At 38.0% G+C, this 17,317-nt stretch carries 20 protein-coding genes; 12 read left to right on the forward strand and 8 right to left on the reverse strand.

What is annotated here, in order from left to right:
* Window positions 1-2: 2 nt before the first annotated feature.
* Window positions 3-1,097 carry a redox-regulated ATPase YchF gene (ychF, locus tag Q4597_RS16285; protein WP_303407177.1) on the reverse strand — a complete coding sequence of 365 codons (1,095 nt, stop codon included), beginning with the start codon at window positions 1,095-1,097 and terminating at the stop codon, window positions 3-5.
* 176 nt (window positions 1,098-1,273) lie between these two features.
* Entirely contained in the window at window positions 1,274-1,627 is a 354-nt protein-coding gene (locus Q4597_RS16290) for a 4Fe-4S dicluster domain-containing protein (RefSeq protein WP_215440497.1), read from the reverse strand.
* A 131-nt stretch (window positions 1,628-1,758) separates the two neighbouring features.
* On the opposite strand from Q4597_RS16290, the gene Q4597_RS16295 reads away from it, so the two are divergent.
* The 9 genes from Q4597_RS16295 to Q4597_RS16335 all read left to right on the forward strand — a co-directional run bounded on the left by Q4597_RS16295 (window position 1,759) and on the right by Q4597_RS16335 (window position 10,199).
* Window positions 1,759-2,799, forward strand: coding sequence for an acyl-CoA reductase (locus Q4597_RS16295; RefSeq protein WP_303407180.1), 1,041 nt, complete (start codon window positions 1,759-1,761; stop codon window positions 2,797-2,799).
* A 75-nt stretch (window positions 2,800-2,874) separates the two neighbouring features.
* Window positions 2,875-3,939 carry a 3-phosphoserine/phosphohydroxythreonine transaminase gene (gene serC / locus Q4597_RS16300; protein ID WP_215912299.1) on the forward strand — a complete coding sequence of 355 codons (1,065 nt, stop codon included), beginning with the start codon at window positions 2,875-2,877 and terminating at the stop codon, window positions 3,937-3,939.
* 98 nt (window positions 3,940-4,037) lie between these two features.
* Window positions 4,038-4,988 (forward strand): D-2-hydroxyacid dehydrogenase, encoded by a 951-nt coding sequence (locus Q4597_RS16305; RefSeq protein ID WP_303407181.1) that lies wholly within the window; start codon window positions 4,038-4,040, stop codon window positions 4,986-4,988.
* Between the two features lie 263 nt (window positions 4,989-5,251).
* On the forward strand, window positions 5,252-5,884 hold the full coding sequence (locus tag Q4597_RS16310; RefSeq protein ID WP_215440504.1) for a DUF937 domain-containing protein: 633 nt from the start codon (window positions 5,252-5,254) through the stop codon (window positions 5,882-5,884).
* 93 nt (window positions 5,885-5,977) lie between these two features.
* On the forward strand, window positions 5,978-6,436 hold the full coding sequence (locus Q4597_RS16315) for a DUF6146 family protein (RefSeq protein WP_303407183.1): 459 nt from the start codon (window positions 5,978-5,980) through the stop codon (window positions 6,434-6,436).
* 30 nt (window positions 6,437-6,466) lie between these two features.
* Complete coding sequence (locus Q4597_RS16320; protein WP_215440508.1) at window positions 6,467-6,781, forward strand: DUF6787 family protein; 315 nt, start codon at window positions 6,467-6,469, stop codon at window positions 6,779-6,781.
* Window positions 6,782-6,839: 58 nt separating this feature from the next.
* Window positions 6,840-7,151 carry a hypothetical protein gene (locus tag Q4597_RS16325; protein ID WP_303407184.1) on the forward strand — a complete coding sequence of 104 codons (312 nt, stop codon included), beginning with the start codon at window positions 6,840-6,842 and terminating at the stop codon, window positions 7,149-7,151.
* A 70-nt stretch (window positions 7,152-7,221) separates the two neighbouring features.
* Window positions 7,222-9,615, forward strand: coding sequence for a TonB-dependent receptor domain-containing protein (locus Q4597_RS16330; RefSeq protein ID WP_303407185.1), 2,394 nt, complete (start codon window positions 7,222-7,224; stop codon window positions 9,613-9,615).
* Between the two features lie 26 nt (window positions 9,616-9,641).
* Window positions 9,642-10,199: a type 1 periplasmic binding fold superfamily protein gene (locus tag Q4597_RS16335; protein ID WP_303407187.1), complete on the forward strand. Its 558-nt coding sequence runs from the start codon at window positions 9,642-9,644 to the stop codon at window positions 10,197-10,199.
* A 37-nt stretch (window positions 10,200-10,236) separates the two neighbouring features.
* On the opposite strand, the gene Q4597_RS16340 is transcribed toward Q4597_RS16335, so the two are convergent.
* The 5 genes from Q4597_RS16340 to folE form a co-directional block, all read right to left on the reverse strand.
* The gene (locus Q4597_RS16340) at window positions 10,237-11,127 is read right to left on the reverse strand and encodes a sterol desaturase family protein (protein ID WP_303407188.1); all 891 of its coding nucleotides are present in this window, start codon (window positions 11,125-11,127) and stop codon (window positions 10,237-10,239) included.
* Window positions 11,128-11,166: 39 nt separating this feature from the next.
* Window positions 11,167-11,655 (reverse strand): monoheme cytochrome C, encoded by a 489-nt coding sequence (locus Q4597_RS16345; RefSeq protein WP_303407189.1) that lies wholly within the window; start codon window positions 11,653-11,655, stop codon window positions 11,167-11,169.
* Entirely contained in the window at window positions 11,656-12,876 is a 1,221-nt protein-coding gene (locus tag Q4597_RS16350; RefSeq protein WP_303407190.1) for a sulfite oxidase, read from the reverse strand.
* 293 nt (window positions 12,877-13,169) lie between these two features.
* A complete protein-coding gene (locus Q4597_RS16355) occupies window positions 13,170-13,475 on the reverse strand; it encodes a hypothetical protein (protein ID WP_303407191.1) in 306 nt (101 codons plus the stop codon).
* 96 nt (window positions 13,476-13,571) lie between these two features.
* On the reverse strand, window positions 13,572-14,171 hold the full coding sequence (gene folE / locus Q4597_RS16360; protein ID WP_215440519.1) for a GTP cyclohydrolase I FolE: 600 nt from the start codon (window positions 14,169-14,171) through the stop codon (window positions 13,572-13,574).
* A 174-nt stretch (window positions 14,172-14,345) separates the two neighbouring features.
* Here folE and Q4597_RS16365 point away from each other — a divergent pair, with 174 nt between their 5' ends.
* Both Q4597_RS16365 and Q4597_RS16370 read left to right on the forward strand, forming a co-directional pair.
* Window positions 14,346-15,038: an ABC transporter ATP-binding protein gene (locus Q4597_RS16365; protein ID WP_215440520.1), complete on the forward strand. Its 693-nt coding sequence runs from the start codon at window positions 14,346-14,348 to the stop codon at window positions 15,036-15,038.
* A 25-nt stretch (window positions 15,039-15,063) separates the two neighbouring features.
* Window positions 15,064-15,828, forward strand: a complete 765-nt coding sequence (locus Q4597_RS16370; RefSeq protein ID WP_303407192.1) for a TIGR02757 family protein — start codon at window positions 15,064-15,066, stop codon at window positions 15,826-15,828.
* A gap of 28 nt (window positions 15,829-15,856) precedes the next feature.
* Here the strand turns inward: Q4597_RS16370 and Q4597_RS16375 are convergent, their stop codons facing one another.
* Window positions 15,857-16,729, reverse strand: a complete 873-nt coding sequence (locus Q4597_RS16375; RefSeq protein ID WP_303407193.1) for an AraC family transcriptional regulator — start codon at window positions 16,727-16,729, stop codon at window positions 15,857-15,859.
* A 179-nt stretch (window positions 16,730-16,908) separates the two neighbouring features.
* On the opposite strand from Q4597_RS16375, the gene Q4597_RS16380 reads away from it, so the two are divergent.
* Window positions 16,909-17,304 (forward strand): DUF983 domain-containing protein, encoded by a 396-nt coding sequence (locus Q4597_RS16380; protein ID WP_303407194.1) that lies wholly within the window; start codon window positions 16,909-16,911, stop codon window positions 17,302-17,304.
* Window positions 17,305-17,317 lie beyond the last annotated feature (13 nt).

A 17,317-nucleotide genomic window follows, 5' to 3' on the forward strand; every position in this document is an offset into this window, starting at 1 on the left:
AACTATACGTTGAACCTAAAGTGCATGACATCCCCATCTTTAACGATGTACTCCTTACCTTCAACACGCATTTTACCGGCTTCTTTTACCTTTGCTTCACTACCATACTGCACGTAGTCATTATACGCAATAACTTCCGCACGAATAAATCCTTTTTCAAAATCGGTATGAATAACACCAGCGGCCTGTGGAGCGGTTGCGCCAACAGGAATGGTCCATGCACGGACTTCCTTAACACCAGCGGTAAAATAAGTTTCCAAATTCAGTAACTTATAAGCTCCACGTATTAACTTGGCAGAACCTGGCTCGTCCAACCCAAGGTCTTCTAAAAACATTTGGCGCTCTTCATAGGTTTCCAATTCGGTAATATCCGCCTCTGTTCCTACGGCCAACACAATTACCTCTGCATTTTCTTGGGCAACGGCAGCTTTTACTTTTTCCACATAATCATTTCCTGTAGCGGCAGCACCCTCGTCTACGTTACAAACGTACATTACGGGCTTGTCCGTTATGAACTGTAATGGTTTTACAAATTCATCCCTTTCATCATCAGATATATTTATGGCCCGTACAGAAGTTCCGGCTTCTAAGCCTTCTTTTAACTTTAAAAGAACGGCTTCTTCCTTTTGTGCTTCTTTATTTCCGGTTTTTGCAGCGCGTTTTACCTTATCTAATTTCTTTTCAACAGTTTCAAGGTCTTTTAACTGCAGTTCCATATCTATGGTTTCTTTATCCCTAATAGGGTCTACGGAACCATCTACATGAACAATATTATCATCGTTAAAACAACGTAATACATGAAGAATAGCATCGGTTTCACGAATGTTTCCCAGAAACTGGTTTCCCAACCCTTCACCTTTACTTGCTCCTTTTACCAAACCGGCAATATCAACAATTTCTACAGTTGCCGGTAGAACTCGCTCTGGATCTACTAAGGACTCTAATTTCTGTAATCTAGAGTCGGGTACATTTACAACACCTATATTAGGCTCTATAGTACAAAAGGGGAAATTGGCACTTTGTGCCTTGGCGTTGGAGAGACAATTAAAAAGGGTTGATTTTCCTACGTTTGGCAACCCTACTATACCTGCTTTCATGTATTTTAACGTTAAATTTTAGACGCTATGGATTTGTTCGGTCTTTTATTTTTTCTTTTTCAGGATGCAAAGATAACGTATAAAGCCATATATAGACCTCAAAAGTTAAGAAACAAAAAACCCGGACTATGTCCGGGTTTTCATTTACAATCCTAAGACCAATACGTTTTTACATATTAACCATCTGGGTGCATGAATTTTTGCTTGGCCAAAAGGGTCTCTTCAGACTCTACATGGTCCTCATCCGGCACACAACAATCTACAGGACATACTGCGGCACATTGAGGTTCTTCATGAAAGCCCATGCATTCCGTACATTTATCAGGTGCAATGTAATATATCTCATCACTGATCGGTTCTTGAACTTCATCAGCGTTTACCGCTTTCCCATCAGGAAGCACTACATCGCCCTCTAGAGAAGTCCCGTCATTATAGCGCCATTCATCGGCTCCTTCATAAATTGCAGTATTCGGACATTCCGGCTCGCAAGCTCCACAATTAATACATTCATCCGTTATAACTATTGCCATATTATTCAATTTAAGCTGAACAGGTCTAAAAGCTGTTCGTTATATTTTCATTTCGTATTCAAAAAGAAAAATCAATTCAGTATTCTTACTTTTGCACAAAGGTACTTCGGAATACAATTTTGAACAAATATATGAACGACCATCATAAAACTTTTATTGCATTTGTTAAACTGGGCCACTTTCTTAGAGAGTTTGTTACATTGGAAACACCAAATGACGAATGGTCTCAAAAATTAGAGGACGCCATTGCGCTGTCCAAACATAAAAATGGTTGGTTTACCCGCGAGAACGTAATCCATGCGTTGGAAAGCTGGGGGCAACTCTTAACGGAAGAAAAACTTTCCGATTGGCTAAAGCCTTACGACCTGGACAAAAACAAGCCTAAAAAAGTAGCGCTTATTATGGCAGGTAATATTCCAATGGTTGGTTTTCATGATTTTCTGTCCGTTCTAATTACCGGTAATAAAGTCCTTGCTAAATTATCTTCAAATGATAATGCACTTATTTTATTTATAAAAGATTATCTTATTTCAATTGAACCTTTACTTAAAGATACGATTGAAATTTCAGATGGTAAAATGGAAGACTTTGATGCCGTTATAGCCACAGGTAGCAACAACACTTCTCGCTATTTTGAGCACTACTTTAGCAAAGTGCCCAATATTATTAGAAAAAACAGAAACTCCATAGCCGTTCTGACAGGAAGGGAATCAAAAGAACAAATCAACGCCCTAGGTGAAGATATTTTTAGGTATTACGGGTTGGGATGCCGCAGTGTTAGCAAAGTTTTTGTGCCCGAAAATTATGATTTTGCTACGCTCTTTGAGGCTGTTTATTCCTATCATCCGATCATAGAGCACGTAAAATATGCCAATAATTATGATTACAATAAAGCAGTTTACCTGATGTCCGAATTTAAAATACTGGACAATGGTTTCCTCATTTTAAAAGAGGATAAGAGTTATAGCTCCCCTATTGCCTCCTTATTTTATGAGCGTTATGACAGTCTAGACAATTTAAAAGAACGGTTATCACAAGACACGAACGAGTTACAATGTATTGTAGGCGAAGGTGTTATTGACACTGAAATTGCTTTCGGAAACACTCAACAACCTTCTTTGACAGACTATGCGGACAATGTAGATACTGTTGATTTCTTGTTGAGAACGTAATAGAATTTTTTGTTAATAGGGAGTTACGTTTCCCTTAAATTCAAGACCTTTATCTCTTAATTTTTTACAAACCTTATGAAAAAACATAATTTTAGTGCCGGCCCCTGTATATTACCTCAAGAAGTATTGTTGAAATCTTCTGAAGCATTAATGGATTTTAATGGTTCCGGTCTTTCCCTTATTGAGATATCTCATAGAAGCAAAGACTTTGTAGAAGTAATGGAAAAGGCGCGCAGCTTGGCCCTTGAACTTTTAGGTCTAGAAGGAAAAGGTTATTCCGCTCTTTTTCTTCAAGGAGGTGCCAGTATGGAATTTCTTATGGTTGCCTATAACTTTCTAGAGAACAAAGCGGGATACCTGAATACAGGTACTTGGAGTGAAAAGGCTATTAAGGAAGCTAAAATATTTGGCGATGTTATTGAAGTTGGCTCTTCAAAGGATAAAAACTTTAATTACATTCCCAAAGGATATACGGTGCCTAACGACTTGGATTACCTTCACCTTACCTCCAACAATACCATTTTTGGAACCCAGGTAAAGGAATTTCCAAGAACCAATGTACCGTTGATATGTGATATGAGTTCCGATATCTTTTCTCGTCAACTTGATTTTTCTCAGTTTGATTTGATTTATGCCGGAGCACAAAAAAATATGGGCCCTGCCGGAACAACCCTTGTGGTCGTAAAAGATGATGTACTTGGAAAGGTATCCAGAAAGATTCCTAGCATGCTAGATTACCAAGTGCATATTTCAAAGGATAGTATGTTCAATACCCCACCTGTATTTGCCGTTTACACCTCTATGTTAACATTGGAGTGGCTTAAAAATTTAGGAGGGATATCCGCTATTGAAGAAATTAACGAAAAGAAAGCTCGGTTACTGTATTCTGAGATTGATTTAAACCCTGTTTTCAACGGGTTTGCCAACAAGGAGGATCGTTCTAACATGAATGCTACCTTCAATTTAGCCGATGATCGATTAAAAGATACTTTTGACGCACTTTGGAAAGAAGCGGGTATTAACGGCCTTAACGGTCACCGTTCAGTTGGTGGGTACAGAGCATCCATGTACAATGCCCTTTCATTGGAAAGCGTAGGCGTGCTTGTAGATGTAATGAGCGAAATGGAAAGAAAAGGGTAACCTGCCCAATTCATTAAACATAAGAATTCGTCCGTTGGCCAACCGCTAACGGACGCTATTTTAATATACTATAGTACTAAATAAATTTTCCGAATAGAATGAAAATACTTGCAAATGACGGATTGGCCCAATCAGGAATAAAAGCGCTTGAAAACTCTGGTTTTGAAGTGATAACTACACGGGTTGCCCAAGAACAGTTACAAAATTTCATAAACGAAAACGGAATAACCGGATTATTAGTAAGAAGTGCTACCCAGGTAAGAAAGGAACTTATTGACAATTGCCCTAGCCTTAAACTCATTGGAAGAGGCGGTGTTGGCATGGATAACATAGATGTGGTACATGCCAAAGAAAAAGGTTTACACGTAATAAATACCCCTGCAGCCTCATCATCTTCAGTGGCCGAACTGGTTTTTGCACACCTTTTTGGAGGGGTTCGCTATTTACATGATGCCAACAGAAATATGCCACTTGAAGGGGATAGCAATTTTAAACAACTAAAAAAATCATACGGGTCGGGGACCGAGCTTCGCGGCAAGACTTTAGGTATAATCGGTTTTGGAAGAATTGGCCAAGCTACCGCAAAAATAGCACTAGGTGTTGGTATGAAAGTTATTTACCACGACCCCAACCTAGATAAAGCTTCAATTGAAGTTCCTTTTTTTGATGGACGATCCATAACTTTTGATTTTGAATCAGAAAGCAAAGAAACGTTGGTTTCCACATCGGACTTTATTACGCTGCACGTGCCCTCACAAAAGAACTATATTTTAGGAAAAGATGAGTTTGAAATGATGAAACCGGGTGTAGGCATCATAAATGCTGCCCGTGGCGGTGTTCTTGATGAAGTTGCCCTAGTTGATGCCCTAGAGAACGGAAACGTAATTTTTGCAGGGCTTGATGTATACGAATCCGAGCCTAAACCGGAAATTAGAATTCTTATGCACCCCAATATTTCATTAACTCCACATATTGGCGCAGCTACCGGTGAAGCACAAAACCGCATAGGAACGGAATTAGCGGAACAGATTATCACACTTTTAAAGTAGCCTTACTTTATAACCATATCAAAACCTCGTTGAACAGATAGTTGCACAACGAGGTTTTTTGTTTTTTATATCTGTGCACAAACTCGTTTAGTTTTAATTAAAAAATTTAGATAAAAATACATAACAAGCTGTAATTTAACAACATAACAGTAAATCAATTTGTTTTTTTTATTGCGCTATTAAGCGGTTCTTTTTTAATAGCTTCACCGTTTTGACCGAATCTTTTTTGTAAATTGTTGTCCAATTATAAAACACTAAACATTATGTCAGGATTATTAGACCTACTAGGCAGCCCAATGGGCAAACAATTAATAAGTGGTGTAGCTGGCCAGACCGGTAATTCTACCGATCAAACCGGAAGCGTATTAAGCATGGCCTTGCCTATCTTAATGGGTGCAATGAAGAAAAATGCAGCAACACCAGAAGGAGCCCAAGGGTTAATGAGTGCTTTATCAGGAAAACATGACGGTAGCATCTTGGATAACCTAGGCGGACTTTTTAACGGAGGAGTTGACCAATCCGTTATGGATGACGGCGCTGGAATACTAGGTCACGTTTTAGGCGGAAAACAGGCTACCGTAGAAAATGCACTAAGTCAGAAATCAGGAATGGATGCAGGTTCTATTTCTACCATATTAAAAGTAGCGGCCCCTATTCTTTTAGGATATTTGGGCAAGCAAACCAAAGAACAAAATGTTAGCGACTCTAACGGAATAGGTAATCTTCTTGGCGGTCTTATGGGTGGCGGCGATTCCGGCAACCAACAACAATCCCTTATAGAATCTTTCTTGGATTCAGATGGAGACGGCAGCATTCTTGATGATGTAGCCTCTATGGCCCTTGGCGGTAACAAAGGAGGTATTGGCGGTCTTCTAGGGGGCTTATTTGGCAAATAGAATCCTGATTACAAAATAGTATACCTAAGCCGCTTGTTGATTCAAGCGGCTTTTTTTTGTAAATTGGAATAACAGGTCTCAATAGCTATATAAATGAAAAGAATATATACCATATGCAGTGCAATCGTGCTTGTAGCAACTGTAATAGCCAGTAGTTGTTCCAGTACAAAAGAAACGGTTACTATTTCGGAAGATGAAAAATCAGCTTTTCATCAAAAAGAGGGCGATACCGTAAAAATTTCGAGTGAAGAAACGGAGTACGAAATAATAATTATTGAGCCAGGCTTTAATTTTTGGCTCCAAAGCATAGCCAGACCCCGTAATTTCTATTCGCAATCGTATATGGAGAACCGAAATCAAATTTTTGTCACCAATTATAACCAAAGAGTGATGCAACCTTTAAGATATAACCCCGACCTTTATGAACTGCAAATTAACTATGACCCCCACACGGACTATGGTTATGAGTTAAATTACAAACTTTACAACTACTTCATTTATTTTCAACGAAAATACAATCAACGCTTAGGACCTTTTGTACCCCGCATATAAAAAGTATATTTGCCGAATTCAATAATTACCATGCAGAAATTAAAAGAGCGCTGGGACGTTACCAGCAATTTTCAGTTGATTATCATCTTTATCGTTTTCGCCATTACCGGCTCTTCTTCCGTATATGTAGCAAAACCCTTTTTAAATTTAATTGGCTTACATCAAGCAAATTTCTCCGATTCTTGGTGGGGAAGCACACTTTATTGGATTTTACGAATTCTACTTATTTTCCCCTTTTATCAAGTGTTATTGGTAATTTATGGCTGGTTGTTCGGGCAATTTAAGTTTTTTTGGGCCTTTGAAAAAAAGATGCTTAAGAGAATTGGGCTTGGTTTTCTATTTTAAATAGTTTTGTTAGGTCTTATTTAACACTCAGTTCTACTTCTTTTAGTATTTTTGCGCCGTGAAGAGTTCAATATTTAAATATTTCTCTGTACTTGTATTGTTTAGCCTTATACTTGTTAAGGTTACTTCTTTTCACGTCTACATTCACCAAGATGACCCGGCCGATACTATAGAAAACTGTAGTATTTGCGATGTGGCCATTCAGAATCAAAATTCTGAATTCACTTTCGCCCCCACTTTCTTGGTATTGATTCTTTTACCCCTCATCATTCTTACGGATAAAAAAATTTCGTCTTTAGTTTCTTCTAAGACTTCTTCATTTTACGTTCCGTATACCAGTTTTGGCAGGCCTCCTCCTTGTCAAAATTAGAACGCCACATCCTTAAAAAATAAATCGATTTATAGTCTTAATCGATATCTTTTTCGTGCAAAACTTATATATGAAGTATTATTTATTTGTTTTTGCAATCTTTTGCAGTTGTATTATTTACGCACAAGATTGCAATTCAATATTACTAGGAGAAATAGTTGATTTCCATGACAACAGTCCGCTGAGTGGCGCAACTATTTCTATCACTGGAAAAAACGTTTCCACTGTATCCAGAGAGAACGGAAAGTTCAGCTTTAAAAATCTCTGTGATGGTGTGTTGGAATTGGAAATATCTCACCCAGAATGTACCACAAAATTTCATGTGGTTACCGTAAATGGCGATACCTATTCAGAGATTAGACTTGAACATCATTTAGAGGAGCTAAAGGAAGTAAAAGTGGTAGGCAATGTACACAAAAACACAAACTCCGGTCAAGAAAACACCCTTTCCCAAAAAGATGTTGAACGTAACAGTGGTAATAGTTTAGGTGATGCCCTAAAAAAGATTTCCGGGGTATCTACCTTAAATACCGGTGGTAACATTGTTAAACCCGTTATACAGGGGTTAAATGGTAGTAGAATCTTGATTCTGAACAACAACGTTAGAATGCAGGATATGGAATGGGGAGAAGAACATGCTCCCAATGTAGATGTAAACGCAAACCAGAACATCAGTGTAATTAAAGGTGCTGCCGCCATTGAGTATGGTGGTGATGCCATTGGTGGGGTTATTGTTTTAGAACCCTTACCCATTATTAGAACCGATTCTTTATTTGGAAAAACACAACTGAACCTTTTCTCCAATGGTCGTGGCGGTAATATCACATCATCCATTACAAAGTCTTTTGAATCCGGTCTCTACATAAAAGCACAGGGCTCTTACAAAAAACTGGGAGACTTAGAAGCTCCGGAATACCTTTTATCCAATACGGGCATAAGGGAAAGTGGATTCTCCTTAAACATTGGAAAACGAGATTTTGTACAGGGCTGGGAAGGATATTACTCCTATTTTAATTCTGAAATAGGAATCTTAAGAGCTTCCCATATTGGTAATGTAGATGATTTAATATTATCCATAAATAGCCAGAAACCCAGTATTGTAAACGATTTCACTTATAATATAATCCACCCCAACCAAGAGGTAAGCCATCATTTGGCAAAACTAAATTACTATAGAAGGTTTGAAGGTTTTGGAAAATGGACCATTCAATATGATTTTCAAAAAAACAGAAGATTTGAGTATGACATTCGCGTAGGAGACGATGCGGACAAAGCTTCGTTAGACCTCCAACTAACCACACATTCTGTTTTATCCAACTTAAAGTTGGATGCAAAACAAGGCTTAGATGTAAAAGTTGGGGTCATGGGAAGGATTCAATCCAATTTTGCAAATCCGGATACCGGAGTTAGAAGATTGATTCCTGATTATGATAAATATGATTTTGGATTATTTGCCATTGGAAGCTATGAACTAAATACCGATTGGACCTTAGATGCGGGAGCACGCTACGATTTTAGTCGGATTGATGCAAAAAAATTCTATAGGGAATCTCGCTGGCAAGAAAGAAGTTATGATTTGGATTTTGCCGATATAGTACTAGAAGATCTAGGAACCCAGTTGCTTACCAATCCGGTATTTGATTATCATAATTTTTCGGGTACGGCAGGTTTTCACTATGAAATTAACCAAAAGAACCATTTACGGTTTAATTACGCTTTTTCACAAAGAGCTCCTAACCCATCCGAACTATTTAGTGATGGCCTGCATCATTCCGCTGCTCGTATAGAACTTGGCGACCTTAGAATCAAAAGTGAAACATCATCCAAGCTCTCAGCCTCTTTGGAAAGAAACACGGACAAATGGGGGTACACTTTAGCACCTTACTTGAATAACATTAGTGATTTTATATTATTAGAGCCTACAGGGGTTGAATTCACAATTAGAGGAGCATTCCCTGTATGGAGTTATCGGCAAACCAATGCCGTATTGGTAGGAATTGATGCGTCCTTATACAACAATTGGTCGTCCCATATAAGAACGGACCATAAATTTGCCTGGGTAAAGGGTACGGATAAAGAAAAGGACATCCCCCTAATAAACATACCTGCTGCCAATTTTACTAACAGTATTAGCTATACGAATCCTAAATGGAACAATTTTTTGGTGAGCTTAGAGAGCCAATTTGTATTTGAGCAAACTAGGTTCCCACCTAACATAGAGGTGTTTTCACCACAACAACAAGAAAATGTGGTTTTAGATATAAACACCCCTCCAAATGCTTATCATCTATTGTCTTTAAATACAGAGGCATCTTTTACTCTTAAAAACACAAACGATTTAACCGTAGGCTTAAGTACCGCCAACCTGTTGAATACCAAGTATCGTGATTACTTAAATCGCCAACGATATTTTGTGGACGATATGGGCAGAAACATAAGCCTGCGCCTAATTTTCAACTATTAATATAATTAAACCAAAAAGTAACAACTATGAAAAGTAACAACGTATTAAAAACAGTTCTAGCACTAAGCTTAATGGCATCAGTAATGACATCATGTTCTAGTGATGACAACAACCCGGATGCCGTAGATGAAGAAGAGGTAATTACCACAATAAAGGTGGCCCTTTCAAGTGAAGGTGGAGACACTGCTTCACTTCAATCTCAAGATTTAGACGGAGACGGCCCAAACCCTCCAGTAATTACAGTGGATAATCTAATGGCAAACACCACTTACACCGGTACCATAGAATTATTGAACGAAACGGAAACACCTGCAGAGGATATTACCGCTGAAGTAAATGAAGAGGCAGATGACCATCAGTTTTTCTTTGATGTAGATGGATCTATTACATCAACTTCATATGGAGATACTGACGAAGATGGAAACCCACTTGGCCTTTCCTTTACCCTAATGACTGGTGATGCCGGCGAAGGAACCTTACAGATTACATTGCGCCACGAGCCTAAAAAACCAAACGATGGTACTTTGGCCGATGCTGGTGGGGAAACTGATATTGCACAAACCTTTACTGTAACGGTAGAGTAAAACACTTTTATCAAAACAAAAAAAGCCTTTAGATCAATCAATCTAAAGGCTTTTTCTCTTTGTATCTAAAACCATGAACCATTTGCCCTAGAAAGGTTTTAGGCATTTTAGTATCACCTTCATACCCCAGTGGAACAAGACCGCTATCTTCAGGAATATAGTCGGTTTTAAAAAGGTAATCCCACATACTGAGACTAATACCATAATTTACCCCGTTCTTTCTGTCTTCAGGAAGCTCATAGGCATGATGGTACAAATGCATTACAGGATTGTTGAAAATATATTTTAATGGTCCCCAAGTTAATTTGATGTTGGCATGATTTAAATGACCAATGGCAATTGCGAAAAAATGGACAATATAAGCCTGCTCAGGCTCAAATCCTCCTAAAACCATTACAGCAAATGTTTTTAGCGGTTTGTAAAAAATATTTTCCATCCAATGGTATCGCATGTGAGCGGCAAAACCCATTTCCTTTACACTGTGGTGCACTTTATGAAACTCCCATAAAAACGCATACCTATGAAGTAACATATGGGTAAACCACTGTACAAAATCCAAGACCACAAAAAACACGAACAATTGTAAAATAGATGGCCATTCCGATAGGTTTATAAGAGCTAAAGAATGTATTGCAACATTAAACTCTAAAAACAACAATTCCAAACACTTATAAAATCCACTTATAGCAATTGTGAACAAGAAAAAATTAAAAAATATATAGAACGCATCCAACCAAAAATCTTTTCTAAAAATAGCTTGATTTTTACGCCACGGGAACGCTATTTCCAAAAACCATACTATTAGTGAAAGTAGAATTATTCCGTAAAAATAATTGGTATACCAAGGAACTTCAAACACTATAGATTTATGGGTCCAACTTAATGTACCCATAAAGGAATTTACAAATGCATCAAAGTATTTTTCCATTACTCTCTGGCTTGCCAAACATTGGTCGGCAAAAAGTACTTAATCTTTCAACTCATACCAATCAATATCGGTCAGAACTTCCCTTCTACCCTTCTTCTTTGGAGGATAATTGGTAACGAGATAGTCAATAATGACATCTTCGTTCGCTCCCAAATCCCAAAGGTTTTGGGTTTCTTGCATCCATTTTATGGTAGTCTTCCACCTTTCTTTGTTCATACGGTTCTGCATAACCAATTTAGCGGAATGACAATTGGTGCAGTTTTGAACGGTTTCCATCATCCCTGGAGCATCAATAAAACCGGTACGTATGTGAATCCCATTTTCTACTTTATCATAGTTATCATCATCAACTGGCACAGCAACCAGTCCCGTATCCGTTTTTTTACTTTTAAAAGAAGTTAAATTAGGGTCTACCATTAGGTAAACCATGGCTACGGAAAAAAGAGCTACGATTACACAGGAAAGGACCAGTATTCTGTAGAACCCCCGAAACTCATGCTTCAGTTTGTCGTGATTTTCCTTTTTCATCTATGCAATTTTTACGGCTATCCTATGACATGCATTGTTTAAATATCCTTTAGGGTTCCAACCGGGCAATAACATAGGCTGAGCAAACCCGTTGGAATCCGTGGCCTTTGCCCAAACCTCGTAATAACCTTCTTGAGGAAAGTCTACTTCTGCAGAAAAATGCTGCCATGCCAAGCGATTTACTGGCTTTTCTAGTTTACAGGTTTTCCAAGTGGAACCAAAATCTATGGAATACTCCATTTTAACTACTTCCAACTCACCTGCCCAAGCGTGTCCTCTAATGTTTAATTTTTTTCCTTTGGGAATCGTTGCTCCGGATTTTGGATAAGTAATAAGGGATTTTACCGGCATAGACTCTATAATGCACATATCTTCGTCGGCCACTTTTTCACCAGGAGCTACAGGTTTACAAGGCACCCTGTAGGCAGTACCCGTCATTTTAGTGCCGTCGTGCACTATATTTCTAATACTTATGCGTTGCAACCACTTACCGGATACCGAAGCAGGCCAGCCACCAGCAATTACACGAAGCGGATAACCATGTGCCAAAGGAATATCTTCTCCGTTCATCTTAAACGCCAATATCGTTTCATCTTGAAGCGCTTTTGCCATTGGAGCTCCCCTGGATATAGGTTCTTTAGAAGGGTCCCTACTCAAATGAATATCTGCCGCGTGGTAACCAAAATAAACGGCATCATCCTCTATTCCCACATCTTCTAGAACATCCCTAAGTCGTATCCCTGTCCAAGTTGCACAATATACCGCACCAACCGTCCACTGGTTTCCTTTTGCAGGTGGATCAAACTCACTTCTGCCGTTGCCACCACATTCCAACGTTAACTGGTATGTATGTTGTTTAAACTTTGATTTAAGCTCTTCTAAAGTATAGGTCTTTTTTTGTTTAACGGATTCACCATCTATGGTAAGCGTCCAGTTTTTTACATCTATTTCTTCCGGTATGAGTCCATTGTTACGAACAAAAATGTATTTGTTGGGCGTAACCTTATCATCCAATAAATGAGCTTGGGCCTCCATATTCCATGGCTTGTCATTTAAGACAACCATTTCCTTGTCCTTATTGAACAATTTAAATGGATCAGGGTCTTGTAGAGCTAACGGAATATAATTAGCTGACATTTTGGAGCCATAAACAATATCAGCTCCTACAATACTGGCCAGAGAGGCAAGTGCAGCTTTTCCAATAAACTTTCTTCTTTGCATAAAATTTTGGTCTGGGTTTAAACCAAAGTTAGAGATATTTGATGTACTCCTCTATGCTATTTTATGAATTTAATTTTTTTTTAAGGGTTTGGTTGGTGTATTTACAATAAAGCTTAAACAAAATTAAGAAGTAAGGCCAAGCCCTTTAAACAAAGGGTTTCCCAGCATCGCCATGGTGCTTCAACTTAAACTACTAGAAATGAGATTTGTAGAAAATCCCTACTAATTCTATAGATTTTTAAGACCATTCTTGTTCCGTTAAATCAAGGCCCTTATTTATCTTTTAAGATAAATTAAACATTTACCTCTATGGTTTCCGTTTCACTGGATTTTTTAAAAACATAGGTATACAACCACATTAAAGTAAAAGTGGGTATTATATCTAATCCAGGCACAATTTCCTCCAAAAAAGTAATAAGTCCGGCGCCCTGCCCAATTTTGCCCTTATACATACGGGTCATAAGCCAACCGGCCAGTGGTGCCCACACAATATCCGAAAATTCACCTACAAACGGAATAGCAAAAGAAAGCATGCCTATTCCATCAAAAAGCAAACCTAGAAGTAGTTTTTTATATTTATCGTCTTTAGTTTTTGACATAATGAAAAGTATTTATTCCTACTATCAAAAGCAATAAGAATGCCAAAAAACAATCCAAAAAGTACCGTTTTGCAGAAGCCGATAAAAAGAAGCCTCTTACGATAGGTCCGAACTGATTAACTTAAGGAATTCATTCCTAGTTTCCTGTTTCTCAAACTGCCCCCTAAATCCAGAGGTTGTTGTAACCGAATTCTGCTTTTGAACCCCACGCATCATCATGCACATGTGCGACGCTTCAATGACCACAGCAACACCTTTTGGTTTTAACGTATTATTGATACATTCCAAAATATCATGTGTTAAACGCTCCTGTACCTGTAAACGACGAGCAAAAACATCTACCACACGCGGAATTTTACTTAACCCTACAATATGCCCATTGGGAATATAAGCTACGTGGGCTTTTCCAAAAAACGGCAACATATGATGTTCACAAAGCGAATACAGTTCAATATCCTTTATGATAACCATATCATCATAATCTTCCTTGAACATGGCTCCTTTAAGTATCTCTACCGCATCTTGCTGATAGCCCTGTGTAAGAAAGAGCATAGCCTTGGCCGCTCTCTCAGGTGTTTTTACCAACCCTTCGCGAGTAACGTCCTCCCCTATTCCATCAATAATTTTTGAAAACCGGTCTTTTACCTCTGTGGTAATTTCCAAATTGTACTCTTCTAAATTTCTATAGGGTGCCATAAAGCTATCTTGTTTATTGTAATGGTAAAAATAGTGAACAAAAGTACGGTTTTCTGTACCAAACTGCCAATTTAATCTTTTTGGGCCAGAAAATGGTTTTTCCTTCTATCGGTTCGTAAACATCAATTTTCATTACTTTTACGATTCATAAATTTCCTGAACAAGATTCGATATATGATCAAAGCCAATAATATTAAAAAGTTTTACGGTGATTTGGAGGTGCTTAAAGGTGTTGATCTTCATATTAAAAAAGGCGAGGTCATTTCAATCGTGGGTGCTTCCGGAGCGGGAAAAACCACTTTACTGCAAATATTGGGAACGTTAGATGTGCAATCCAACCCATCCGATAGTAGTCTTTTGATAAATGATACCGAAGTAACGCAATTGTCCGATAAAAACTTGGCCAAGTTCAGAAATGAACATATTGGTTTTATTTTTCAGTTCCATCAACTACTACCGGAATTTACAGCTCTGGAAAATGTATGTATTCCTGCTTTTATTAAAAATACACCAAAGGCCCAAGCTGAAACAAAGGCTAAAAAATTATTGGACTTTTTAGGGCTTTCTGCCCGTTATAACCATAAGCCCAGTGAACTTTCCGGTGGAGAGCAACAACGTGTGGCCGTAGCCAGGGCTCTTGTAAACGACCCATCAATTATTTTTGCCGATGAGCCCAGTGGAAATTTAGATTCCGAAAGTGCGGATAATCTTCATAAATTATTTTTTGAGCTTCGGGATGAATTTGGACAGACCTTTGTTATCGTTACCCACAACGAGCAATTGGCCGATATGGCAGACCGTAAACTAACCATGGTAGACGGTCTTATAGTTAACAAAGAAGTAGTTATTGATACTTTGGAACACTAAGAATTTATTTTTCAATCCATATTTGATGAATCGCACAGAACTAAAGCAGTTTTTAGACGCCAAGGTATTGGAATATGAACACCCAAAATTCTTGGAAACCGACCCGATTCAGATTCCTCATAAATTTTCCCGAAAAGAAGATGTTGAAATCAGTGCTTTTCTTACGGCAACCATTGCTTGGGGCAACAGAAAGAGTATCATTAACAACGCCAATAAGTTAATGGGCCTCCTGGGCAACTCACCTTATGATTACGTTTTGGAGTATACTGAGGATAATAATGAAGAGCTCTCAACCTTCGTACACCGGACATTTAATGGTGAAGATCTAAACTATTTTATACGAAGCTTGCAAAATATTTATGTTAACCATGGAGGATTGGAAGCTGTTTTTGCAAAGCATGCCCAAGAGCAATCTATGCAACTTGCTATATCGGCCTTTAAAAAAGTTTTTTTTGAGCTTTCCCACCCATCACGCACGCAAAAGCATGTAAGTGATCCTTTAAAAGGTTCTGCTGCAAAGCGTATAAATATGTTCTTGCGATGGATGGTCCGCTCCAACGCTACTTCAGTAGATTTTGGCCTCTGGGAGCGAATTTCCCCCAGTCAATTATCCTGCCCTCTGGATGTGCATTCCGGAAATGTGGGTAGAAAATTAAAATTACTTTCTAGAAAACAGAACGACGCAAAGGCACTGGCCGAACTGGATAAAAATTTACGGAAACTAGACCCCAACGACCCGGTAAAATATGATTTTGCCTTATTTGGCCTTGGCGTTTTTGAAAAGTTTTAGGCTTCTCTTTTTATCAACCTTAAACTCCCTATAAATAGCGTTCCTTAAACTCTAAAGGGGTGGTTTGGTTCTTTGCCTTAAATACCCTTGAAAAATAGGCGTAATCTTCATAACCCAATGATTCCGCAACTCGGGACAAGGGATTTTCTGAGTGTACAATAAGTCGTTTTGCTTCTAAAAGAATACGTTCCGTTATCAGTTCAGTAGTAGTTTTTCCTAAGGTTGTTTGTGTTACGCGGTTTAAATGTTTTGTTGTAACATTCAGTTTATCTGCATAAAAATGTGCTTTTTTTTCAGTTTTATAATAGCGTTCAATAGCATGTTCCAAATCTGAAAGGATTTTTAAATAGGTAGACGAAAGTGTACTTTCAGAGACATCAAAAGCGTACAGCCTACTCAAATCAATGTAAGTCAGATTGATAAGACTGGCAAGCTTTTGCTTTTTGTAAACCCCACTACCTTGGTATTCTACATTAATTTCCTTAAACCTAGTTGCTACTCTCTCCTGTTCCGAAGTTGATAAATTTAGATGCGGAGGGTTCTTATAGGAGTAATAGAATGGAAATTGATTCAACTTTACATCAGCAACACTTAATTCAAAAAATGATTGGGTATGAAAGAAAATATAACCTTGCGGCGGAGCATTGAATGACCAACTATGGGTTTGTCCCGGTTTAAGGAAAAACAGACTTCCATCATTTATAGGATACGAACTGAAATCTATTTCATGAGTGCCATTTCCCTTTTCAAACAATACACAAAGAAAAAAGTCGTGCTTATGTGGCCTGTGCACTATTTTTCTGTTTGTTTCTAGATGCTTGGACAAATTATTACTATAAAACTCAACCAAAGCATTTTCTTCTTTGAATTGCTCTATATGTAATACCGGTACAATTTGCATAAGACTTAATTATGTCCTAAAAGTACAAAAACCTGCGATAATTTAGCATGGATATAACATGGGGAAGTCTTTAAATTTGTGCAGTGACAGAACAATCTCTATCACAAGTGACAATTATAAGGTTTTAAAAGTGCAATAAAACCTTTTAAACTAATTACAAATAAATTAAGAAAGAGCATATGGAACTTTTAAAAGGCACTAAAGTGTATAGCATATTTACGGGAACCTGTCCCGTTTGCCAAAATGAAAGCATGTATCTGGAAGCCAATCCTTATAAAATATCCAAAACTCTAAAAATGAAGGAGCGTTGCAGCCATTGTCACACCAAATACAAAATAGAACCTTCATTTTTTTATGGAGCTATGTATGTTAGTTATCCTGTGGGTCTCATTTTTGCCAGCGTAGCCTTGTTTCTTTGCTTCTTTATCTTTGATATGGGCCTACTGAACACCTTTTTTGTTATTGTAATAGAAATGATATTGGTTCTACCCATAGTACTACGTTTATCCAGAAATATCTGGATAAATTTTTTCATGCATTACGGCGAACACCTAAAAACTAAGCAAAGGGCTTAAAAGTTAGGAGAGA

The organism is Zobellia sp. 1_MG-2023 (genome assembly GCF_030549125.1).
GTDB lineage: Bacteria > Bacteroidota > Bacteroidia > Flavobacteriales > Flavobacteriaceae > Zobellia > Zobellia russellii.